Below are 21,251 nucleotides of genomic sequence, written 5' to 3' on the forward strand. Positions count from 1 at the left end.
CCGGGGTCTTCCTGCCCGCCCCGGACAGGGGCAGGCAGGAAGACCCCGGGGCGGGATTCCGCGTTCGCCCCGGGCGGGGGCGTTCAGGAACGCTGGTCGTCGGACCGGTCCGCGCGGGCAGCGTTCTTCTCCTTGATCCGCACCGCCTCCTTGCGGACCTCCGCCTGGGTGGTGCGTTCCTGCTGGAGCCAGTCGGGGGCTTCCTTCTTCAGCGCTTCGATCTGCTCCGTCGTGAGAGCTTCGGTGATTCCGCCACGGGCGAGCCCCGAGATCGAGACACCCAGCTTCGCGGCGACCACCGGCCGGGGGTGCGGGCCGTTGCGTCGCAGCTCCTGCAGCCACTCGGGCGGATCGGCCTGCAGTGCGTTCAGCTCGGTGCGCGAGACGACACCCTCCTGGAACTCGGCGGGGGTGGCCTCTAGGTACACACCCAGCTTCTTTGCCGCGGTCGCGGGCTTCATCGTCTGGGCGGTCTTGTGCGACGTCATACGGACAAGGGTATCGAGCATGTGCGCTACCTCTGACCAGGGCCGGTAACCTGGCGGAGTGACAAGCTCGGAAGAAACCCCTTCGTTCCGGCTCGCGTATGTCCCGGGGGTGACACCCGGAAAGTGGGTGCGGATCTGGAACGAGCGGCTGCCCGACGTCCCGCTGACCCTCGTGGGGGTGTCGGCCGCCGAGGCGTCCGACGCGCTGCGGGGGCGTGAGGCCGACGTCGGCCTCGTACGGCTGCCGATCGACCGGACGGCTCTCAGCGCCATCCCCCTCTATACCGAGACGACCGTGGTCGTGGTCCCGAAGGACCACGTCATGGCGACCGTCGACGAGGTCTCGGCCGCGGAGCTGGCCGACGACATCGTGCTGCACCCCCTCGACGACACCCTCGACTGGGAGGACCGCCCCGGGCGGCCGGCCAACGAGCGTCCCGCCACCACGGCGGACGCCGTCGAGCTGGTGGCCGCGGGGGTGGGGCTGCTCGTCGTACCGCAGTCGCTCGCCCGCCTCCACCACCGCAAGGACCTCACGTACCGGCCGGTGACCGACGCACCCGAATCGCGCGTCGCGCTGTCGTGGCTGGAGGACGAGACCACCGATCTGGTGGAGGAGTTCATCGGGATCGTCCGCGGGCGGACCGTCAACAGCACACGGGGCCGCCCCAGGTCCCAGGCCCGGACGAAGGCGACGGCGAAGGACGAGCGCGCCGACAAGGGCGGCACCGGGCGGAAGCCCGCCGCAGGAAAGTCGGCGGGCAAGTCGGCCGGAAAGCCGGGGGCCAGGACCGCCGGGAAGTCCGGCGGGAAGAGCCCCCGGAGCGGCGGCTCCGCCGCCCCCAAGGCCGCCAGACGCGGCAAACCCCGTCGCCGCCCCTGAGGCGAGCGCGCACGTACGGCGCACCGGGGACCGCCCGGTGCGCCGCACGGTCCCGCGCTCAGCGCCTGCGCCGTACCTTCGGCTCCGGCACGAGGCGCACGACGCCGTTGAGCAGATGGTCGACCAGGTCGTGCGAGGGCTTGTCCGTGAGGTTGGTGAGCAGCCGGGCCAGGGTGTTGAGCAGGAACGGCGACCCCATCACGTAACGGTTGAGGACCGGCTGGAATCCGGAGCGGCTGAAGATCAGGTCGGCGGCCGTGTTGCCGAGGCGGTAGTAGCGCCCCCAGCGGCGGTTCATCTCGATCGGGTAGCCGTGCAGCACCTGCTCGCGCCGGGGGCCCCGGGGCATCGCGAGGGCCAGCGCGGCGGTCTCGGCGGCGACCTCGCCGGCTTCCATGGCCTGGCCGATCCCCTCGCCGTTCCAGGGGCTGATCATGCCTCCGGAGTCGCCGACGAGCAGGAGCCCGCGGGTGTAGAGGGGATGGCGGTTGAAGCCCAGCGGAAGGGCGGCGCTGCGGACGGGGCCCTCCGCGTTCTCCTCGCGCAGCCCCCATGCCTCGGGGGTGCGGGCCAGCCATGCGTCCAGCGTGGCGCGCAGGTCCGCCTTTCCGTGCCGGCGGTGCGGCAGCGCGCCGAGGCCGACGTTGACGCGGCCGTCGCCCATGGGGAAGATCCAGCCGTACCCGGGCAGATAGTGATCGCTCCCGGGGAACCGGAGGTCGGCCCACAGTTCCAGGTACTCCTCCGCGGAGCGCTCGGGGCTGCGGTAGTAGCGGCGGGCGGCCGTCGCGATCTGCCGGTTCCGGTCCCGCTGGAGACCCATGGCGAGGGCGAGGCGGGCGGAGGCGCCGTCGGCGGCGATCACGATCGGGGCGTGGAAGGCCAGGGGCTCCTTCTCCTCGGTGACGGCGGTGACACCGGTGATGCGGCCCGCCCGGTCGGTCAGCGGCTCGGTGACCTTCACCCCGCTGCGCAGCCGTGCTCCGGCGGCGACGGCGTGCCGGGCGAGGATGTCGTCGAAGTCGTGCCGACTGCGTGAGAGGCCGAAGTCCGGATAGCGGCCGAGCGCGGGCCAGTCGATGTGGACCTGATGCTCCCCGGCCACCCAGCGCATCCCGCGCGAGCGGGTCCAGCCCGGAGCCTTGATGTCGACGCCCATTCTGATGAGCTGGTGGACCGCACGCGGCGTCAGACCGTCCCCGCACACCTTCTCCCGGGGGAAGCGGGACTTCTCCAGCAGCAGGACATCGACGCCCGCTCTGGCGAGGTGGAAGGCGGCAGCGGATCCCGCGGGCCCCGCTCCCACCACGATCACCTGGGCTTCCTCGTCCGAGCCGTGGTCGGACCGGGCGTCCGCCCCGGACCGGTCTGGCGTCGTTTCCCGCATCGGGAACCCCTTCCTGAAGCCGGTGCCGTACCGGGGACGGCAGTCGTCCGCTTCATCATCGATCAAGGACGGCCGGTGTGTGACCCGGTCCGGAAATCCGGCACCCTCCGGCAGGAACCTCAAGATGCGAACCATCTGAAACCGTGACAATTTACCCTTGCTGACCAGCTGCTCGGGTGAAAGGGGCACCTCTGATGGAGTGTCGTCCGGCGAGTCGGAGGTTCTCGGCCGATCCCGACCCGCCCGGGGGCGCACCCCGCGCACCGGCCGACGCCGCGTCACCAGGCTCCTCCCGGCCGCCGCACACCGAGGCCCCCTCCCGCCCGCCCCCGGGCCGCACGAGTTCCGTCGCCCCTTCCCGCCAGCAAGGCTCTGCCGCCGCAAGGAGTGCCGTATGAGCACCATGGACGTCCCCTCGGAAGCCGAGTCGGAGATCCCCGCATCGCGGTCCCGGGCCAGGAAGCCCGCGGTGCCGGGGATGACCTGGGTGACGCTGGCGCTGATGACCACCGCCTCGGTGGCCAGCCTGCGGTCCGCCCCGACGATGGCCGTGTACGGACTGGCCTGCGTCTTCCTCTACGTCGTCCCGGCGATCGTGTTCCTGATGCCCACGGCGCTGGTCTCCGCCGAACTGGCGTCGGGGTGGAACGGCGGGGTCTACCGCTGGGTGAGCGAGGGGTTGTCGAAGCCGCTGGGATTCCTCGCCGTGTGGTGCCAGTTCGCGATGACGATCTTCTACTACCCGAGCCTGCTCGCGTACGTCGCCGGCACCATCGCCTATGTCATCGATCCGGGCCTGGCCGGCAACGGCGTCTACACCGCGATCGTGATCATGGTCCTGTACTGGACCGGGGTGTGGGTCTCCGCCCGGGGCACGAAGGCCGTCGCGGGGCTCTCGTCCTGGGGCCTGATCATCGGGACGCTGGTTCCGGGCACCGTGCTCGTCGTGCTCGGCTTCGTCTTCCTGGGCCAGGGCAACGGCTCCGCGGCTCCCATGACCGCCGGTCATCTGCTTCCGCAGTGGACCGGGCTCGCCAGCCTCGTCCTGATCGTCAACAACTTCCTCAGCTACTCCGGCATGGAGATGAACGCTGTCCACGTCTCGTCGCTGAAGAACCCGGCCAGGGAGTACCCGCGGTCGATGTTCCTCGCCATGGGACTGGTGCTGCTGATCTTCATCCTTCCGGCGCTGGCCATCAGCTGGGTCGTCCCGGCCGATCAGCTCAGCCTGACGGCCGGTGTGATGCAGGCGTTCGACGCGTTCTTCTCGTACTTCCACATCGGCTGGCTCACCCCGGTCGTGGCCGTCGCCCTGGTCGCGGCGGCGCTCGGCGGCATGCTCACCTGGCTGGCGGGGCCGTCCAAGGGCCTGCTGCTGATCTCCCGGGAGGAGGGCTACCTGCCACCTTTCCTCCAGAAGCTCAACAAGAACGGCATCCAGCAGAACATCCTGGTCACCCAGGGCGTCGTGACCACCGCCATCGCCCTCATGTACGCGCTGATCCCCGATGTCTCCAGCGCCTACTGGATCTTCTCCGTGATCACCACGCAGGTGTATCTCATCGTCTACCTGCTGATGTTCGCCGCCGCGATCCGGCTGCGCAGGACCCAGCCCGACCACCCGCGCGGCTACCGTGCCCCCGCCCTCGTACCGCTGTGCGTCCTCGGTCTGCTCGCCTCGCTCGCCGCCCTGGTGATCGGCTTCGTACCGTCGTCGCAGTTCGGCGGCGGCAGCGTCTGGTCGTACATCGCTCTGGTCGGCGGCGGGCTCGTCGTGCTCGGTCTGCTCGTGCCGTACCTCTTCCTCAGGCTCCGCAAGCCGAACTGGCGCACTCCCGCCGGGCAGGACGGCGCGGCGGCGGACGGTGGCGCATGAGCCCCACGCGCATGGCTTCCGAGCACCGCTGGATCTACCTCGGTGCGATCGTGCTGCTGATCGGTCTGGTCGTCGTCGGAGTCATCCAGTACACGGGCGTCAAGGCCACCGACGAGTCCCACCGGAAGGCCGAGGAGCTCAGCGGCCAGTTGGTGGAGGCCGGATACCCGGCCCCCGACACCGGCACCGTCCAGCGGCTCCTCGGCACCGACGGCGGCATCGTCTGCGAGTCCCCCGACGACGCGCTCACGACCGCCCTGTGGAAGATCCAGCTGTCCAACGGCTCGGGCGGCCCCGGGCAACGCCCCGTCATCGCCGACACCAGGGCGATCGGAGCCGAGCGGATCGTCCTTGAGGTCTACTGCCCGGACCAGGTCGAGGCGTTCGACCGGACCGTCGACGAGCTCAGGACCGACAGCACGGTCCGGCGCTGAACCCGTCCGCCCCGAAGCCGGGGCCGCCCCGAATCAGAGGCCGCCCGAAGCAGAGCAACAAGCCCCCGGACCATCCAGGTCCGGACCGACGACCGGGAGACAACGATGAGCGAGCACGAACTGGCCGACCGGATCGCCGCCCTGATGCCGCGTGCGAAGGCGGACCTCACCGAACTGGTCTCGATCCCCTCCGTCGCCGACCCCCGTCAGTACCCGCCCGAGGAATGCCGCAAGGCGGCCCAGTGGGTCGCCGACGCCTTCACCGAGGCGGGGCTGCGCGATGTGCACCTCGCCGAGACGCCCGACGGCAGCGCGGCCGTGCTCGGCCACCGCCCGCCGCCGCCCGGCGCGCCGACCGTGCTGCTCTACTGCCACTACGACGTCCAGCCGCCGCTCGACGACGACGCCTGGACCTCGCCCCCCTTCACGCTCACCGAGCGCGACGGCCGCTGGTACGGACGCGGCACCGCGGACTGCAAGGGCAACATCGTCATGCACCTCACCGCACTGCGGGCCCTCGGGGACGATCTGCCGGTCGGGCTGCGGTTCGTCGCCGAGGGCTCGGAGGAACAGGGCACCGGCGGCCTGGAGGCGTACGTCGAGCAGCACCGCGAGCAGTTCCTGGCCGACGCGCTGCTGATCTGCGACACGGGCAACGCAGCCGTGGGACGGCCGACCGTCACCACCTCCCTGCGCGGCCTCGCCGGTGTCGTGGTGACCGTGTCCACGCTCGGCGCCGAAGTGCACTCGGGCATGTTCGGCGGACCGGCCCCGGACGCCCTCGCCGCCCTCATCCAGATCCTGTCCACCCTGCGCGCCCCGGACGGCGGAACGCGCATCGACGGACTCGACTCCTCCGGCACCTGGTCGGGGGCGCCCTACGACGAGGAGCAGTTCCGGCGCGACGCCGATGTGCTGGACGGGGTCTCGCTCACCGGCTCCGGCACGGTCTCCGACCGGCTCTGGGCCCGCCCCGCCGTCACCGTCCTCGGTATCGACTGCCCACCGGTCGTCGGCTCGTCCGCCGCGATCCAGGGCACCGCGCGGGCCCGGGTCGGCCTGCGCGTACCGCCGGGGACGAACGCGGACGCCGCGCTGTTGGCCCTGACCGCCCACCTGGAGAAGGCCGCCCCCTGGGGAGCGCACGTCTCGGTCGAGTCCGAGGGGACCGGCGCACCGTTCCGGGCCGCCACCGACGGACCGGCCTACGCGACCCTGGGCCGGGCCATGGCGGACGTCTACGGAGAGCCGATGGCCGCCCTCGGGCAGGGTGGCTCCATCCCGCTGTGCAACGTCTTCGGCAACGCCTACCCGCGCGCCGAGATCGTCCTGATGGGCGTGGAGGAACCGCAATGCCTCATCCACGCCCCCAATGAGAGCGTCGACCCCACCGAGATCCAGCACATGGCCCATGTCGAGGCCCTCTTCCTGAGCCGGTACGCCGCCGCGCGGCGCGACTGAGCGGTCGAGGCCCCGCTACGACTCCAGATAGCGCAGGACCGCCAGCACCCGCCTGCTGTAGCCGGTGGCGCGTGGCAGATCGAGCTTCTCGAAGACCGAGTTGAGGTTCTTCTCGACCGAACTCAGCGAGATGTGCAGCTGCTGCGCGATGGCCGCGTTGCTGCGGCCCTGCGCCAGCTCCTGCAGCACGGTGCGCTCCCGGGGCGTCAGCCCGGCCAACGGGTCGACGTGCGTGGTCCGCACCACCAACTGCCTTACGACCTCCGCGTCGATGGACGCCCCGCCCGCGTGGATCCGTTCCAGCGACTCCAGGAACTCGTCGACCTGCGCGACCCGGTCCTTGAGCAGATAGCCGACCCGCTCGGCGCTCTGGGACAGCAGCCGCACCGCGTAGTTGCGCTCCACGTGCTGGGAGAGCACCAGCACACCGACCAGGGGCCACCGCTCGCGGATCGCCAGTGCGGCCCGCAGCCCCTCGTCGGTGTGGGTCGGCGGCATCCGGATGTCGACGACGACGAGGTCCGGCGGGTCCGCCTCGACGGCCCGGACGAGGGAGTCACCGTCCCCCACCGAGGCGAGGACCTCGTGCCCCTCCTCCGCCAGCAGCAGGGCCAGGCCCTCCCGCAGCAGGGTCGAGTCCTCGGCGAGCATTACGCGCACGGCAACTCCGCGGTGATCGTGGTGGGGCCCCCGCAGGGGCTGTCGATGTGCAGCCGGCCGTCCAGCGCGTCCACCCGGCTGCGCAGCCCGGCCAGTCCGCCGCCCAGCGGATCCGCGCCGCCGGTGCCGTTGTCCTGGACGGACACCGAGACCCGGTCCCCGTCGCCCCGGACCCTCACCCGGATACGGGTCGCCCGCGCGTGCTTGGCCGCGTTGGTCACGGCCTCGCAGACCACGAAGTAGGCGGCGGTCTCCACCGGCCGGGGCAACGGCAGCGGCAGCGCGAACTCCATGTGCAGGGGAATGCCGCAGCGTTGGGCCACCCCGCCCAGAGCCTCCTCCAGCCCCAGGTCGTCGAGGGCCGAAGGGTAGACCCGCCAGGCCACCTCGCGCAGCTCCGTGAGGACCTCCCGGGAGGCCTGGTGGGCCTGTTGGAGGAGCGACTCGGCCTGTTCGGGGTGCCGGTTGCGGCGGGCCCGGCCCAGCAGCATGGCCAGTGCGACGAGCCGCTGCTGCACACCGTCGTGCAGATCGCGCTCGATGCGCCTGCGTTCCGCGTCGACCGCCTGGAGCACCCCGGCCCGACTGGCGGCCAGTTCGGCGATGCGCTGCTCCAGCAACTCCCGTTCCGACGGCCCGAAATGCTCGCGGGCCAACCGGGAGTCGAGCGCGTTCAGCGAGAGGATCCCTTGCACATCGAGGAAGAGCAGCACACTCCCGAGGACCGCCTGGGCGAGCAGCCCCTGCCAGTCGGTGGGGTCGCGGACCACGCCCGCGGCCAGCAATCCGGCCAGCACGGCCCCGTACCCCAGCAGCGCGAGGACCACGGCGAACAGCGTCCCCGCGCCGGTGCGGGCGGCCAGGTAGCGGAGAACATCCCGGTCGGACGCGTGGTGCGCGGGAAACACGTCGCCGAAGAAGACACTGCGGCGGATCCGTTCCAGCCCGGCGAGCCCACGCGCCCCGGCACTCAGCAGGGCCAGCGCACGCGGCCGGGTACGGGGCCACAGCACGAACGGCAGCGACAACCCGCCCGGCACGGCGAAGTACAGCAGCCCGAACAGGGCGGTGCAGCAACCGAGCAGAGCGCCAGAGGCCCTGCGGGGCCAGGGACACGCCCGGGTCACCGGCGCGCCCGCCCCGCCGGGCCGAAGACCGGACAGCTCCGGCAGCCGACCGGTCGTACCGTCCGCGAAGTCCCCCTGCACGGTTGCCGAGGCTAGTGGTACGGCGGGGACACGGCAAGATCCTTCCGGCCGGGCGGGAGCCGTCGACGGCGTACGGAGCCGGGGCACGGGGCTCAGGAAACCCGGCGGTGCTGTGCCCGGCCACCGGACCTCAGGCGTACGGTCACATACCCGGCGACGGCCAGCAGGACCAGGACGAGAACGGCCTTGGACAGGACCCCGACGTAGGTCTCCACCAGATCCCAGCGGTCGCCCAGCCAGTAACCGGCCATCACGAGCACCGAGTTCCACACCAGACTGCCCACGGCGGTCAGGGTCACGAAGAGCGGCAGCGGCATCCGCTCCACACCGGCCGGCACGGAGATGAGACTGCGGAAGATCGGCACCATGCGGCCCAGCAGGACGGCCTTGGTGCCGTGCCTCGCGAACCACTGCTCCGTACGCTCCAGATCGGAACCCCGCACCAGCGGAAGCCTCGCCCAGATCGCGTGCATGCGGTCGCGGCCGAAGAGCGTCCCGATCCAGTACAGAGCCACCGCACCCACCACCGAACCCAGTGTGGTCCACCAGAGTGCGGAGGCCAGAGTGATGACACCCTGCCCCGCCGCGAACCCGGTCAGCGGTAGAATGACCTCGCTGGGCAGCGGCGGAAAGAGGTTCTCCAGGGCGATGGCGAGCCCGGCTCCCGGGCCTCCCATGGTGTCGACGAGGCCGGCCGCCCAGCCGGCGACACCGCCCGCGGGTTCCTTGGCGAGACCGAGAATGACGAGATCCATGAACTGACTCCTGGCCGTTGTGGTGAGGCGCGAGAAGTCCGCCGCGCCGCACCGGCAACGCTAGGAACCGATGACCGGCACCGGTACGAGGAAATCCACCCGGCCGGATGCTGTACTCCGCATCCGCCACCCTGCGGTTTTCCGTAACCCCGGCGCCGCGCCGACGGGTTGGCCGCACCCGCTCCGGACCGGCGGCGCCCGCTCACCGGCGCTGCGGGCGGCCGTCATTTCTGTGCGAAGACGACCCAGACCTGGCCCCGTGCGAACGTCATGCGCTTGCCGTCCCGGGTGGTGAAGGCGGTCGTGGAACCGGCCGCGGGACGCGACCAGCGGGCGTCGTACTCCTTGCCGTCGCGCAGCACCACGGCGGAGCCGGAGCCCACGGTCTCGGTGTACGGGGACTTGCTGCCCCACCGGTCCTGGTACTGCGAGGGGCGCACGGTCACGTACTGCACCACCACATCGGCCGCGCCGAGCCGGGCGCCTTCCGACGTACGGGCCGGGGCGCCGTCCATGGAGACGAGCCACTGGCGCTGTTCGGCCGACCAGGTGAACGTGAAGCGCGCCGCCGGGTAGCGCACCGTTCGATCGGCGACCGGTCTGCCACCCGGCACGGCCGCGGCGAAGGACAGTCCGATGTCCTCGGCCGCGTTCACACCGGTGGTGGCGTGCGGGGTCCGGCCGGGGCGCAGATACAGGTTGTGCGGCGCCGCGCGGTCACCGGAGCGGAAATACGCGTCCGGGGCCTTCTCGGGAGGCAGCGGATCCAGCGGGGCCGCCGCGATGACCGGCAGGAGCTTGCTCTGGGCCCCGGAGAAGGCGAGCGTCGGCCGGTCGAACTGCCGGAGCAGCTCCAGATCCGTCTCCCGGGCGCTGCGCACCGGCCCGACCACGGGCGGCAGCCGGGACGAGTAGGCGGCGAGTATGCGGCTGAGACCGGCCTCGACCTGCTCCACATAGACGAGGTCCGCCTTGTCGAGCCCGGTCTGCGGGCGGGCGGGTCCGACGTTGTCGATCTTCACGGCGAGGACGTGGGCGCGTGATCCGCCGGACGTGGACGGCTGGGGGCTGCCGGGCGAGGAAGTCGTGCCCCCGCCCTGGCAGCCCGCCAGCGCGGCGGTGAGCAGTGCCGGCACGAGCGCTGATGCCGCGCCCGGCCTCCACGTCCTGAACGAGTGCATGACGGCCGCCCTTCCGGGCCGGCCTCCCTTCCGGGTCGGCCGGCGCGATGCCTCCGGCCGCGGCCGCTCGCCGCGACGGCTCTGCCCATCATTACGCAGAAGGGCGCACCAGGGGTTCCCGCGGGGCGGGGCGGACGGTCCTCGGCCGGCTCCACGGCGCGGCGTCGGGCGCCGCGCTCAGTACGGCAACGGGCGGCCCGAGGGGGTCCTCAGATCGAGGGGCGGCGGACGGGACGGCAGCTGCGGTCGGCGGACGATCCTGATGCGGCCCATTGCCACCACCCCCTGTCGGTCTCCCGTCATATGCCCGGCGCGTGAGGCGTTCATGCGGCCCCCGCGTGAATCTTCCGGTCACGGAGTCCGAACAGTTGCCAACAGCGGTGGACGCGCCCCTGTCCCGGCCCCCACGGGCACCGTTCGGGCCGGGGCCTCCCGGGACCGCCCGGCGGACGGAGCCCGGGTGGCCGGAAGGACCCTCCCGACCGGCCGTCCGGGCAAGGGAGTTGCGCGGCGGCGCCGTCTTCCCGCCGCACCGGGGACAGTGCACCCGTGCGCTCGCTATCCTTCCCCGCTATGAGCCATGGGCATGACATGGGTGGGGCATCCGGCGGGGCTCCGCGGAGTTCCGGGTGACCGAGGGCATGGGCCCCGCGCCCGACGCCCGTACCGCGGAGGCATGGCGGGCCTTCGGCACCCGGCTGCGCCAGTGGCGCAGGCGCGCCGGGCTCACCCAGGCCCAGGTGGGGGCCCGCGTCGGCTACGACCACACCGCCATCAGCAAACTGGAGCACGGCACCCGCAGGACCCCGCTGCCGCTGGCCCGCAGGCTGGACGAGCTGATGAGGGCGGACGGTGCTCTCCTCGCCGCCTGCGAGGCGGCCGAGGCCGAGGGAGCGGGCGGTACGGGCGAGGAGGGCACGGCGGCGCGCCCCGCACCGGCCCCCGCCCGGCAGGGGCCGCTGCCGGGGGAGCCCGCGGGAGGCGCCCTGCTCGCGATGCTGCCCCCGGACACCGTCCTGCCCGCCGGACTGCCCAGCTACGGGCTGATGTGCCCGGTGCACGGCCGGGACGGCTGCACCGTCCCGGTACTCGCCGACGTCGTCGCCCTGCACTCGGCCTTCTGCTCCCTCGGCCCGGCCGCCGCGTCGCACCCCGCGCTGGACATCGACACGGTGCACGCCCTCACGGCGCTGCTCGCCGTCTGCCTGCGGGCCGACGAGGAGCGCGCCTGGCCGGGAGCGACCGTCGTGGTCGAACGCACGCTGCACGCGATGCTCCGCTGGATGGCCCTGCCCGCCGCGCCCTACCAACGTCAACTCGCCCCGCTGGCAGCCGAGTACGCGCAGTCCGCCGGCTGTCTGCGGCTGCTGTGGGGCCGCAACGCGACCGCGATGGCCTGGCTCGACCGCTCGCTGGTCTGGGCCCAACTGGCCGGTCACGTCGGGACGGAGGTGGCCGCGCTCAGCGACATGAGCACACTGGCCCGCCTGGAGGGCGACGGCCCGTCCGCCCTCGCCTACGGAGGCGCGATCCGGCAGGCCGCAGTCGGCCGGTACTGGGCCGGCGCCATGAGCGATCTGTACCTGGCACGCGGCCACGCGGTACGGGGCGACGCCCGCCAGACGCTGGGCCACATCGACCGTGCCTGGTCGCAGCTGGACCGGGTCGGCGAGCAGGACGAGACGGAGGCGCCCTGGCTGTCCGTCGCCTCGGTGCGCCTGCGGGTGGAGTCCGGCGCCGCCGGGGCGCTGCGGGACCTGGCGGCGGCGACCGGGGACCGTCGGCTGGCCCTGCGCGCGGTGGGCGCGGCCCGCACCGCGCTGGGTCTGCTCCCGCCGGAGATGCACTCGGCGCGGATGCTGTTCCAGGTACGGATGGCGGACGCGCATGCCTGCGCCCAGGACCCGCAGGCGGCGATCGCCATCGCCGGACCGGTCCTGGACACCACCGAGGTCACCGCCTCGACGCTGCTCGGACAGGAACTGCGCGGACTGCACAGCCGGTTGGCGGCCCGGCACGACAACCGTCGGGAGACCGACGACTTCACCCGCAGGCTGGCGGCCGTCGTCCGCTGACACGCCGGAGGCGGGGCGTGTGTGCACACGCCCCGCCCCGGATGCAGCACCGGCAAGGATCAGCCGGCGTTCAGCGTCACGTCGTCGACGACGAAGCTGGTCTGCAGATAGGCGTCCTCATTGCTGGTGAATCCGAGCGTGACCGTCTGGCCGGCGAACTCGCCGACGTCGAAGGTCTTCTGGATGTAGGAACCCGTGGCGTCCACGTTGGAGTACGTCGCGAGCGTCCTGGTCCCCAGCTTCACGGTGAACGTGTCGTACGCGGTCGGGTCACCCGCCGACTCGTCCGTGTCGGTGCTCAGATAGAAGGACAGCTTGTACGTCGAGCAGCCCGCGGGGACGGTCAGCGACTGCGAGACCGTGTCCGAGTGGGTGGATCCCCAGCCACCGAGCCAGGCCGTGTACGAGCCCGAGTGGGCAGGCTCCTCCGACGTCCGGTTGTTGATCACCCCGTCCGTCTGGGTCCACGGGGTGACGCCGTCCTCGAAGCCGCCGTTGGCGACGACCTGCCGGGCCTGGCAGGTGGAGCCGCCACCGACGACGAGCGAGTACGTGGTGGTGTGGGTGGCCGTGCCGGTGCCGGTCACCGTGAGGGTGTACGTGCCCGCCGCGGCCTGGGCCCCGGCCGAGATGGTCATCGTGGAGGAGGAACCCGACTGCACGGACGCCGGGGCGAACGAGACGGTGACGCCGCTCGGCGCGCCGGAGGCCGTCAGCTTCACGGTCTGGGCGGAGCCGGCGGTCGTCGCGGTGGACACGCTCGCGGTGACCGAGCCGCCCGGCTGGACGTTGCCGGAGACCGGCTTCACCGAGACGGAGAAGTCGTCGGCGGGCGCGGTGGTGCCGACGGAGGTCTTCCAGATGGTGTGGGCGACCCCGTCGGCGCTGCGGTCGAGCGCGGTCGCGTTGATGTTGGCCGTGGTGTCGCAGGACGAGTGGTAGCAGGAGTCGTAGGAACGGCCCGCCGTGCCGCCCCACTTGGCGGCCTGCGCCGATGTCTTGGTGTCGCTGGCGCCGGTCGCGTAGCCCGACGTGGGGATGCCACCCTGCTGGAAGGAGTAGTCGTCGGACCGGCCCTGGCCCTCGACGTTCTCCTCCGGCGCGAGGTTCAGCGAGTCCCAGTACTCCTTCATGGGCGCCGAGGCCGCCGAGTTGATGTTGTTGATGAAGTAGCCGCCGTTGGTCGAGGCCACCATGTCGAAGTTGTAGTACGCCTTGACGGCGCTGCGCTCGGTGGAGCTGAGCTGGCCGACGTAGTACTCCGATCCCTGAAGCCCCTGCTCCTCGCCGTTCCACCAGGCGAAGCGGACGTGCTTCGTCATGGTGGGGTTGCGCTGGGCCAGGGTGAGGGCGTTCTCCAGCAGCGTTGCGGAGCCCGATCCGTTGTCGTTGATGCCGGGGCCGGCCGAGACGCCGTCCAGGTGGGCACCGAACATGATCGTCTGGTCGGACGGCCCGCCCGGCCAGTCGGCGATCAGGTTGTTGCCGCGGTAGGTGCAGCTGGTGCAGGTCTGCTCGCTGACGGTGTAGCCGGCCGCCTGCAGCTTGCTCTTCACATAGGCGAGGGAGGCCGTGTAACCGGCACTGCCTGCCCGGCGGTTGCCGCCGTTCTGGGTGGCGATGGTGTTCAGCTGGGTGAGGTGCGCCTGCACGTTGGCGACGCTGATGTCCGGTGCGCTGCCGCCCGGATTGCCGCCCCCGTTGTCGACGGTCAGGTTGTACTGCGCGGTGTGGCTCTGGGTGCCGTCACCCTTCACCGTGAAGGTGTACGCGCCGGGCGCGGCGTTCGAGGACGCCGACACGGTCATCGTCGAGTTCGCCCCGGCCTGCACCGACGACGGGCTGAAGGTCGCGGTGACACCGCTCGGCAGGCCGCTCGCCGTCAGAGCGACCGTCTGCGCGCTCCCGGAACTGACCGTGGTCCGCACCGTGGCCGTCACCGAACTGCCCGGCTTCACCGAGCCCGACCCCGGGTCCAGGGAGATCGTGAAGTCGTTGTTGCCACTGGGCGTACAGGCCGGGTCGCCGCTCTGCGCGGGCACACTGATGGCGTCCCAGGCGGCCTTGGTCCGGTCGAAGAGCACACAGCTCTGGTCGAGGTTCTTCGCAGCGGTCAACGTGGCCGTGCGGTAGCGCTTGTAGGTCATCCCGCTCGTCTTCAGCAGCATGCCGCCGTAGAAGACCTTGCCGGCGCTCTGGATACCGACGCCGGTGACCGACGAGCTGTTGCAGGTGGGGCTGGACGGCTTCCCGCCGCCCGGGTTCGAGCCCTCGGCCAGCAGGTAGAACCAGTGGTTGAGCGGACCGGCCGCGGCGTGCTCCTCGGTGTTGGGTATCGAGGAGCTGTAGCAGTTCGGGTCGCCGGTCTGCCCCGGGTTGTACATGATCCGGATCGGCCCGTTCCCGACCAGGTCGATCTTCTCGCCGACGGTGTAGTCGGGGTCGTCGTACGGAGCCGGCTCATTGGTGTACGCCTCGGTCAGGGCGCCCATGATGTCGCCGGTGGCCTCGCCGAGACCGGACTCGTTGTTGGCGCCGCCGGGCGTGAACTGGTCGATGCCGTGGCCGAACTCATGGCCCACCACGTCCATCGCGCCGATCCACTGATTGGCGTTGTTGTGGCCGATGGAGACCGACGAGCCGTCCCAGTAGGCGTTGACGTCGTTCAGCCCGACCTTGACCGGCCAGCTGCCGCCGTTGCCGTTGTGCCCGTTGCGGCCCAGCCAGTCCTTGAGCATGTTCCACTCGTGCTGCGCCGCCCACATGACGTCGACGCAGCCGGTCTCCTTGCTGGAGGCGTTGCCGGTGCCCCAGGAGTCGCTCGACTTGGTGAAGACACTGCCCGTGCTGTAGTCGGCGCAGCTCAGGCCGGGCCGGTTGGGGTCCCGCAGCGAGTAGCTGCTGCCCGAGGCGGTGGTGTCGATGGCCAGCGGAGACGGTCCGTTCCACTGGCTGTTGCCGGTGCCCGCCCTGACGTCGTCGTAGCTGTCGATGACCTTGCCGGTGCCCGCGTCGACGAAGACGTGCAGCCGGCTGGGGGCCTTGGCGGTGCGTCCGGTGAGCACCGTCTCCCACGCCAGCCGGGAGGACTTGTCCGTGGCACGGACCACGAGCCGGCGCGATTCCACCCGCTTCACCGTGCGGAGCTGCTTGCGGGCGGTGGTCTCGGCCGCCCTGGCGGAAACGGTCGGTGTGGTCGGTACGTTGATCCGCCGGGACACGGCCGACTGGGTGCCGCGTACCCGGCCCTCGGAGTCGGCCACCACGACGGCGTCCCCGCCGACGACCGGCAGACCGCGATAGGTGCGCTGGTAGGCGACGGAGTACATGCCCTTGACCCACGGGGTCACCATCTGGCGCTCGTACCGCTCCTCGGGTCCCTTGGCCAGGGTGTCGAGACCACTGGCGGCCGCCCGGTCGGCCGCCGACACGGCGGCCGAGAGCGCTGAGGGGGCGGGCGGGGCCGGTTCGGCGGACGCCGGCTGCCCGCCGGTGACGACCAGCATCGCGGCGAGGACGGCCAGGGTCGTCCCGGCCGTCAACGGTCTGAGTTTCATCGAGGCTCCTTGACTTGGGGGGCCTCGATCACGGGCAGCCGCGTACGTCGGCACACGTGCCCCGGCCGTCGCCGGGCGTCCCCGTGCGTGGTGTCCGTGATCGAGCGACCGAACACTCACACGTCGTCATGGACTCGTCAATGAACTGCGAGGGGTGCCGGGGGACTTGGCAAGTTTGGTCAAGCCGCGCTGGTGGGATCGCACAACGGCCTTGGCAGGCAGGGCGGTTGCTCCGGTCCGGCGCGGAGCGGTCACTCCAGCCCGGAGACCGTGAACACCGCCCGCGCGTGCCTGCGGTCGATACGGTCGGCCAGCTGCCGCAGTGCCGTCACCCCGCACCGCAGCGTCCCGCGCTCCACGCAGCCGCGGACGTCCTCGTCCAGCCGGTGCCACAGCGCCGGGTTCGCGAGGAACACCTCCGGGTCGACCTCGACCCGGTGGCCGTCGGCATCCCGGAGCACCAGGCGCTGGGCGACGCCCTCCGACCAGCGCGCCGACACCAGCCGGTCGGTGCGCACGGTCCGCTCGTGGAACAGGCGCCTGGACGAGAGCCACCCAGCGCCCGCGCGGACCCGCGGCGGCACCAGGACCGCCCACAGCAGGGCGGAGAGGCCCGTCCACAACAGGGCGCGTGGCCAGGTCAGATGGTGGGCCGCCGCGTCGACGGCCAGGAGCAGACCGAGGAGCGCGACGGCGCAGTGGACCGCGAAGCGCAGGTCCGCGGCCCAGCCGTGGTCGTGGGCGGTCATGCCGGCAGGAGACGGCCACCGCAGGCCGGTGTGGCGTTGCATGGCAGTGACGCTAGAGGGCGCGCCGGCCCGGCGGACTCTCGTTGACGCACCGCTGATGCCGGGGCGCGGAGCCCTGACGGTTGCTTGACGCGGTGGCCGTGGAGCGCCGGGCGCCCGGCGACGGGGTCAGTCGCCCTCGTCGCCCTCGTCGCCCTCCTCGTCCCCGGCCGGATCCAGCGGGGCGGACGGGGCGGACGGGGCGGACGAGGGTACGGACGAATCGGGCCCGGTGGTCGCGGTCGAGCCGGTGTCCGGGGTATCGGCCGAGCCGGAATCCGGGGAGAACAACACCATCCCCACATACACGGCCGCGATGAAGGCGACCGTGCCGGCGATGGCGCTGGCCACCCTGGGCCGACGCCTGATCGCCTCGCGGGCGCCGGTGCTCCGCCGGGCGGCCGCGGTCCGGTCCGCCGGGCGCCGTCGGTGACCACCGGACTGCGGCAGCCGGTACGTCGCCGGACCGTCGCCCTGCTGGGCGGAGCCGGCTGTCGGGGCGGAGCCGAACGCGGGGCCCGCGGCCGGGACATGCGGACGGCCGGTCCCGGCCGGGGCGGGTGCGGGGATGCGCGGACCACCGCTCGCCGCGTAGGGCGGATCCGGCGCGTACATCGGCAGCGGCTCCGGCTGTCCCCGCCAGGCATCGCTCTGGAACCATTCGGCGACCTGCTGGGCGCTGGGCCGGTCCTCGGGCTGCTTCGCGAGCAGCCCGAGCAGATAGGAGTCGAAGGCCGGGGACAGGTCGACACCCCGCTGTCTGAGCGGAACGGGCGCCGTGTCGACATGCTGATAGAGCGTGGCGGTCGCCGTGTCCGAGCGGAACGGCGGGTCTCCCAGCAGGAGTTGGTAGATCACACAGCCGAGGGAGTACATGTCGGACGCCGCACCGGCCGTGCGGCCCAGGGCGCGTTCCGGGGCGAGATAGAGGCTGGTGCCGACGATCTGTCCCGTGGTGGTCAGCGCGGCGGAGGGGTCGTCGACGAACTGGGCGATGCCGAAGTCGCCGATCTTGACGGACCCTTCGGCGTCCAGCATCAGGTTCCCGGGTTTGATGTCGCGGTGCACGATGCCCTGCCGGTGGGCGGCGGCGAGCCCCGCGGCGGCCTGCCCGGCGATCCGGGCCACCTGTTCGGCACCGAGCCGCTCCTCGGCGTTGAGGAGATCGCCCAGGCTCCTGCCCTCGACGAGCTCCATCACGAGGTAGAAGCGGTCCTCCCAGGCCCCGAAGTCGAACACCGCCACCAGATGAGGGTGGCTCAGCCGGGCCGCGGTCTGCGCCTCCAGCCGGAACCGGGCGGTGGCCGACTCGTCGGCGTGGTCGCCGAGGAGCAGCTTCACGGCGACGGCTCTGCCGAGGACTTCGTCCGAGGCACGCCACACCTCCCCCATGCCGCCACGGCCGATGGGGGAAACCAACCGGTACCGACCAGCTACCAGCACTGTGCACCAATCTCGAATTGTGGGCCGCTTCTGCTGCCACGGCGACGACCCGACGGGGTCGGGACGAGGTGGGGGGCGCGCGGCAAGATCAGGATATCGGGCCGCCGGACCCGGCGTTCCAGCGGAGCGGCCCCGTCCGCGCCTTCAGTACCGAACCGTTGTACGTCCAGCGCCCCGGTGGTCAGTTCCGGCCGCCGGCCGCCGTACGGCCGACCGATTCGACCAGCGGCAGCAGCCGGTGCGGCACGCGTTCCCGCAACGCCACCTCGGTACGTGTCCTGACCACCCCGGGCAACTGGATCAGCCGCTGGATCACATCCTCCAGGTGCCCGTTGTCCCGGGCCACCACCCGCGCCAGCAGATCCCCGCCGCCCGTCGTCGAGAACGCCTCGATGATCTCGGGCACCGCGGCGAGCGCCTCGCCGACTTCGTCCAGGTGCCCCTGGGTGACTTCGAGATGGACGAAGGCCAGCACCGGGTGGCCCAGGGCGGCGGGGGAGAGGACCGGGCCGGTGCCGGTGATCACACCGTCCCGCTCCAGCCGGTCGAGACGGGCCTGGAGGGTGCCCCGGGCGATGGAGAGGATACGCGCGTACTCGCGGACGCTGGTACGGGGCTGCTCGATGAGCAACCGAAGGATACGGGTGTCGAGAGCGTCCACCGCCATGGTCCGCCGGCCTCCTCCTGGTACGACGATCCGGGCTGCGACTGTACCAACGGCACAGCCGGGGCCCGTCCGGAGCGCCCTGGTCCGAAGCCGACCGCCCGTCATACCTGTAGTCCCTGAGAGCTACGGAAAAGGTTCACACCCCGGTGGGACGCCGACTACGGCGCCCTGTTCATAGCTTCTCTACCCGAGCACCCGAGCACACAGCCACCAGGTACGGGAGGAACAAACCGCCATGCCGTCCCATCCGAGCAGGTCCCGCCTGCGCCGAGGCATGCTTGCCGCACTGGTGGCCGCCTCGGTGGCCCTGCCCCTCTCGGGCGCGGAGGGCCCGGCGGCGGTACCGGCACCCGCCCCGGCCGTCCACGCCCCGCTGACCAGCGCCGCACCCGAGGTCCTCGCCGAGCGGTACGGCGCGACCCGGGCCGACATCGGCGCGGCCGAGCGGGCGGCGGCCCGCCACGGAGACCACAAGCGGGCCGCCGCACTGCGCGAGATGGCCGATCCCGCGCGCCGCTTCCTCGCCTTCGACGGCAGGGACGGCGGCCGCTCGGCCGAGGTGTTCGGCGATCTGTCCCGCGCGGAACGCATCGCCGTGCTGATCCCCGGTGCGGGCATCGGCATCGACCACTACTGGCGCCTGCGCAACGGTGCGCGGGCCCTGCGCGAGGAGCTGGGCGGGCGCTCGGCGGTGGTCGCCTGGCTCGGGTACCGGACGCCGGCGACGGTGAGCCCGGCCTCGCTCACCTCGGGGCGGGCCGCCGAGGCCGCTCCCGAACTGGTGCGGTTCATGGATGGGTTGAGGCATCTGAAGCCCGCGGCCCGGACCACCCTGCTCTGCCACTCCTACGGCTCCGTCGTCTGCGCGCGGGCCGCCCACCGACTGCGGGTCGCCGGCATCGTCCTGTACGGCAGCCCGGGCACCGGCTACCCGGACGCCGCCGCGCTGCACACCGCGGCCACCGTCTGGGCCGGCCGCAGCAGCGGCGACTGGATCGCGGACGTGCCGCACACCGTGCTCCGACTGCCCTTCGTGGACATCGGATTCGGTGCGGACCCGGTCGCGCCCGGATTCGGCGCCAAGATCTTCGCGGCGGGCTCCGGCGGTCACAGCGACTACCTGAAGGCCGGTTCCGAACCACTGAGGAACATTGCCCGGATCGTGGCCGGAGCGGCTGGATCCGCAGACCCCACGGGAGAGCGCCATGCGTGACTTCGTACGGCGGACCGAGTCCGCAACCCCCGCCGACCGCGACCGGGCGGTCGACGCCCTGCGCGCCGTCGCCATCCTCGGTGTGGTCCTCGGCCACTGGCTGGTGACCGCGCTGGTCGTCGACAGCGGCACCGTGCACGGGGCGAGCCCGCTGCGGTACCTGCCCGGACTCACCCCGGCGTCCTGGCTGTTCCAGACCCTCGCGGTCTTCTTCCTGGTCGGCGGAGTCGTCGGCGCGCGAAGCCATGCCTCCGCCCGCGCCAGGGGCGAGAGTTACGGCCGGTGGCTCCGTGCGCGGATGAGCCGGCTGCTGCGGCCGCTGGCCGTGGTGCCGGTCGTCTGGGCCGTGGCGGCCTGCGCGATGCTCGCCTCCGGCGTGGACCAGGACACCGTGCGCGCACTGTGCAAGCTGGTCTGGTCCCCGCTCTGGTTCCTCGTGGTCTTCGCGGCGCTGACGGCGGCCACCCCGCTGGTGGCGAAGCTGCATCCGCTGTGGCCGTTCGCCGTCGTGCTGGTCGTCGACCTGTACCGGTTCGGCCTGGACGCGCCCGGCGGACTCTCCTCGGTCAACGTGGCGGCGGGCTGGCTGGTGCCGTACTGCCTGGGCGCGGCCTGGGCCCGGGGCGAACTGTGCGGCCGCCGCACCGGCTGGACGCTGCTGCTCGGCGGAGCCGCGGCGACCGCGGCGCTGGTCCTGTGGGCCGGATACCCCGCGGCCATGGTCGGGGTCCCCGGTACGGCCGTCTCCAATCTCGACCCGCCGACCCTTGCCGCGGTCACCTTCGGCCTTGCGCAGTGCGGGGCGGCGCTGCTGCTGACCGGCCCGCTGCGCCGGGTGCTGCGGCGCCCCGCGCTCTGGGCGGTGGTGGCGGCGGTGAACCTCTCGTCGATGACGGTGTTCCTGTGGCACCAGACGGCGATGATCGCGGTCACCGCGACCGGCCTGTGGGCGGGCGGCATGCTGCCGGGCCTGCACGACCTGCCCGATGAGCCCGGCTGGGTACTCGCCCGGCTGGCCTGGCTGCCGGCGTTCGCCGCGGCGCTGCTGATCTGCCTGCTGGCGTTCCGCGGTCACGAACGGCAGCGGCGCACACGGACGAAGAACCTGGTCGTCCGCGAGGGACGCCCCGCCGGTTCGATGACGGCACGACGTGTCTAAGGTGCGAACTGTGAAC

Annotated in this window: 17 protein-coding genes; 7 read left to right on the top strand and 10 right to left on the bottom strand. The window is 72.2% G+C overall.

All coding sequences use genetic code 11. The features are described from left to right. Positions 1 to 83: 83 nt before the first annotated feature. Positions 84 to 488 (bottom strand): DUF5997 family protein, encoded by a 405-nt coding sequence (locus ACFYY1_RS19190; protein WP_388586735.1) that lies wholly within the window; start codon positions 486 to 488, stop codon positions 84 to 86. Positions 489 to 546: 58 nt separating this feature from the next. On the opposite strand from ACFYY1_RS19190, the gene ACFYY1_RS19195 reads away from it, so the two are divergent. Further along, positions 547 to 1,371, top strand: a complete 825-nt coding sequence (locus ACFYY1_RS19195; RefSeq protein WP_388586742.1) for a LysR family substrate-binding domain-containing protein — start codon at positions 547 to 549, stop codon at positions 1,369 to 1,371. A 58-nt stretch (positions 1,372 to 1,429) separates the two neighbouring features. Here ACFYY1_RS19195 and ACFYY1_RS19200 read toward each other — a convergent pair whose 3' ends face one another. Further along, positions 1,430 to 2,758: a geranylgeranyl reductase family protein gene (locus tag ACFYY1_RS19200; RefSeq protein WP_388586745.1), complete on the bottom strand. Its 1,329-nt coding sequence runs from the start codon at positions 2,756 to 2,758 to the stop codon at positions 1,430 to 1,432. Between the two features lie 394 nt (positions 2,759 to 3,152). On the opposite strand from ACFYY1_RS19200, the gene ACFYY1_RS19205 reads away from it, so the two are divergent. The 3 genes from ACFYY1_RS19205 to ACFYY1_RS19215 all read left to right on the top strand — a co-directional run bounded on the left by ACFYY1_RS19205 (position 3,153) and on the right by ACFYY1_RS19215 (position 6,529). Next, positions 3,153 to 4,634, top strand: coding sequence for an APC family permease (locus ACFYY1_RS19205; protein ID WP_388586748.1), 1,482 nt, complete (start codon positions 3,153 to 3,155; stop codon positions 4,632 to 4,634). An 11-nt stretch (positions 4,635 to 4,645) separates the two neighbouring features. Beyond that, positions 4,646 to 5,068 carry a hypothetical protein gene (locus tag ACFYY1_RS19210; RefSeq protein WP_388586752.1) on the top strand — a complete coding sequence of 141 codons (423 nt, stop codon included), beginning with the start codon at positions 4,646 to 4,648 and terminating at the stop codon, positions 5,066 to 5,068. Positions 5,069 to 5,173: 105 nt separating this feature from the next. Next, entirely contained in the window at positions 5,174 to 6,529 is a 1,356-nt protein-coding gene (locus ACFYY1_RS19215) for a dipeptidase (protein WP_388586755.1), read from the top strand. A gap of 15 nt (positions 6,530 to 6,544) precedes the next feature. On the opposite strand, the gene ACFYY1_RS19220 is transcribed toward ACFYY1_RS19215, so the two are convergent. The 4 genes from ACFYY1_RS19220 to ACFYY1_RS19235 all read right to left on the bottom strand — a co-directional run bounded on the left by ACFYY1_RS19220 (position 6,545) and on the right by ACFYY1_RS19235 (position 10,333). Continuing rightward, entirely contained in the window at positions 6,545 to 7,180 is a 636-nt protein-coding gene (locus tag ACFYY1_RS19220; protein WP_388586906.1) for a response regulator, read from the bottom strand. Next, positions 7,180 to 8,397 carry a histidine kinase gene (locus tag ACFYY1_RS19225; protein WP_388586758.1) on the bottom strand — a complete coding sequence of 406 codons (1,218 nt, stop codon included), beginning with the start codon at positions 8,395 to 8,397 and terminating at the stop codon, positions 7,180 to 7,182. The genes ACFYY1_RS19220 and ACFYY1_RS19225 overlap by 1 nt, the downstream gene beginning before the upstream one ends. A 92-nt stretch (positions 8,398 to 8,489) precedes the next feature. Beyond that, positions 8,490 to 9,152 (bottom strand): DedA family protein, encoded by a 663-nt coding sequence (locus ACFYY1_RS19230; protein WP_388586761.1) that lies wholly within the window; start codon positions 9,150 to 9,152, stop codon positions 8,490 to 8,492. A gap of 224 nt (positions 9,153 to 9,376) precedes the next feature. Next, entirely contained in the window at positions 9,377 to 10,333 is a 957-nt protein-coding gene (locus ACFYY1_RS19235; RefSeq protein ID WP_388586764.1) for a DUF3048 domain-containing protein, read from the bottom strand. Between the two features lie 629 nt (positions 10,334 to 10,962). Between ACFYY1_RS19235 and ACFYY1_RS19240 the strand changes: the two genes are divergently transcribed. Further along, a complete protein-coding gene (locus ACFYY1_RS19240) occupies positions 10,963 to 12,408 on the top strand; it encodes a helix-turn-helix domain-containing protein (protein WP_388586767.1) in 1,446 nt (481 codons plus the stop codon). 59 nt (positions 12,409 to 12,467) lie between these two features. Here the strand turns inward: ACFYY1_RS19240 and ACFYY1_RS19245 are convergent, their stop codons facing one another. From ACFYY1_RS19245 to ACFYY1_RS19260, 4 genes are all read right to left on the bottom strand, one after another. Beyond that, on the bottom strand, positions 12,468 to 15,965 hold the full coding sequence (locus ACFYY1_RS19245) for a M28 family peptidase (protein ID WP_388586770.1): 3,498 nt from the start codon (positions 15,963 to 15,965) through the stop codon (positions 12,468 to 12,470). Positions 15,966 to 16,216: 251 nt separating this feature from the next. Then, positions 16,217 to 16,756, bottom strand: coding sequence for a hypothetical protein (locus tag ACFYY1_RS19250; protein ID WP_388586772.1), 540 nt, complete (start codon positions 16,754 to 16,756; stop codon positions 16,217 to 16,219). 126 nt (positions 16,757 to 16,882) lie between these two features. After that, positions 16,883 to 18,145: a protein kinase gene (locus ACFYY1_RS19255; protein WP_388586775.1), complete on the bottom strand. Its 1,263-nt coding sequence runs from the start codon at positions 18,143 to 18,145 to the stop codon at positions 16,883 to 16,885. Between the two features lie 232 nt (positions 18,146 to 18,377). After that, complete coding sequence (locus tag ACFYY1_RS19260; protein ID WP_388586778.1) at positions 18,378 to 18,863, bottom strand: Lrp/AsnC family transcriptional regulator; 486 nt, start codon at positions 18,861 to 18,863, stop codon at positions 18,378 to 18,380. A gap of 235 nt (positions 18,864 to 19,098) precedes the next feature. Between ACFYY1_RS19260 and ACFYY1_RS19265 the strand changes: the two genes are divergently transcribed. Both ACFYY1_RS19265 and ACFYY1_RS19270 read left to right on the top strand, forming a co-directional pair. Beyond that, on the top strand, positions 19,099 to 20,076 hold the full coding sequence (locus ACFYY1_RS19265; RefSeq protein ID WP_388586781.1) for an alpha/beta hydrolase: 978 nt from the start codon (positions 19,099 to 19,101) through the stop codon (positions 20,074 to 20,076). Next, positions 20,069 to 21,235, top strand: a complete 1,167-nt coding sequence (locus tag ACFYY1_RS19270; RefSeq protein ID WP_388586784.1) for an acyltransferase — start codon at positions 20,069 to 20,071, stop codon at positions 21,233 to 21,235. The genes ACFYY1_RS19265 and ACFYY1_RS19270 overlap by 8 nt, the downstream gene beginning before the upstream one ends. Positions 21,236 to 21,251 lie beyond the last annotated feature (16 nt).

The organism is Streptomyces sp. NPDC001890, from assembly GCF_042891445.1.
Classification (GTDB): Bacteria; Actinomycetota; Actinomycetes; order Streptomycetales; family Streptomycetaceae; genus Streptomyces.

Excerpts from the sequence above, each read along its gene's own strand:
- ACFYY1_RS19190 (WP_388586735.1), bottom strand. The coding sequence starts at position 488 with ATGACGTCGCACAAGACCGCCCAGACGATGAAGCCCGCGACCGCGGCA.
- ACFYY1_RS19200 (WP_388586745.1), bottom strand. The coding sequence starts at position 2,758 with ATGCGGGAAACGACGCCAGACCGGTCCGGGGCGGACGCCCGGTCCGAC.
- ACFYY1_RS19205 (WP_388586748.1), top strand. The coding sequence starts at position 3,153 with ATGAGCACCATGGACGTCCCCTCGGAAGCCGAGTCGGAGATCCCCGCA.
- ACFYY1_RS19210 (WP_388586752.1), top strand. The coding sequence starts at position 4,646 with ATGGCTTCCGAGCACCGCTGGATCTACCTCGGTGCGATCGTGCTGCTG.
- ACFYY1_RS19215 (WP_388586755.1), top strand. The coding sequence starts at position 5,174 with ATGAGCGAGCACGAACTGGCCGACCGGATCGCCGCCCTGATGCCGCGT.
- ACFYY1_RS19220 (WP_388586906.1), bottom strand. The coding sequence starts at position 7,180 with ATGCTCGCCGAGGACTCGACCCTGCTGCGGGAGGGCCTGGCCCTGCTG.
- ACFYY1_RS19230 (WP_388586761.1), bottom strand. The coding sequence starts at position 9,152 with ATGGATCTCGTCATTCTCGGTCTCGCCAAGGAACCCGCGGGCGGTGTC.
- ACFYY1_RS19235 (WP_388586764.1), bottom strand. The coding sequence starts at position 10,333 with ATGCACTCGTTCAGGACGTGGAGGCCGGGCGCGGCATCAGCGCTCGTG.
- ACFYY1_RS19245 (WP_388586770.1), bottom strand. The coding sequence starts at position 15,965 with ATGAAACTCAGACCGTTGACGGCCGGGACGACCCTGGCCGTCCTCGCC.
- ACFYY1_RS19250 (WP_388586772.1), bottom strand. The coding sequence starts at position 16,756 with ATGCAACGCCACACCGGCCTGCGGTGGCCGTCTCCTGCCGGCATGACC.
- ACFYY1_RS19255 (WP_388586775.1), bottom strand. The coding sequence starts at position 18,145 with ATGGGGGAGGTGTGGCGTGCCTCGGACGAAGTCCTCGGCAGAGCCGTC.
- ACFYY1_RS19260 (WP_388586778.1), bottom strand. The coding sequence starts at position 18,863 with ATGGCGGTGGACGCTCTCGACACCCGTATCCTTCGGTTGCTCATCGAG.
- ACFYY1_RS19265 (WP_388586781.1), top strand. The coding sequence starts at position 19,099 with ATGCCGTCCCATCCGAGCAGGTCCCGCCTGCGCCGAGGCATGCTTGCC.
- ACFYY1_RS19270 (WP_388586784.1), top strand. The coding sequence starts at position 20,069 with ATGCGTGACTTCGTACGGCGGACCGAGTCCGCAACCCCCGCCGACCGC.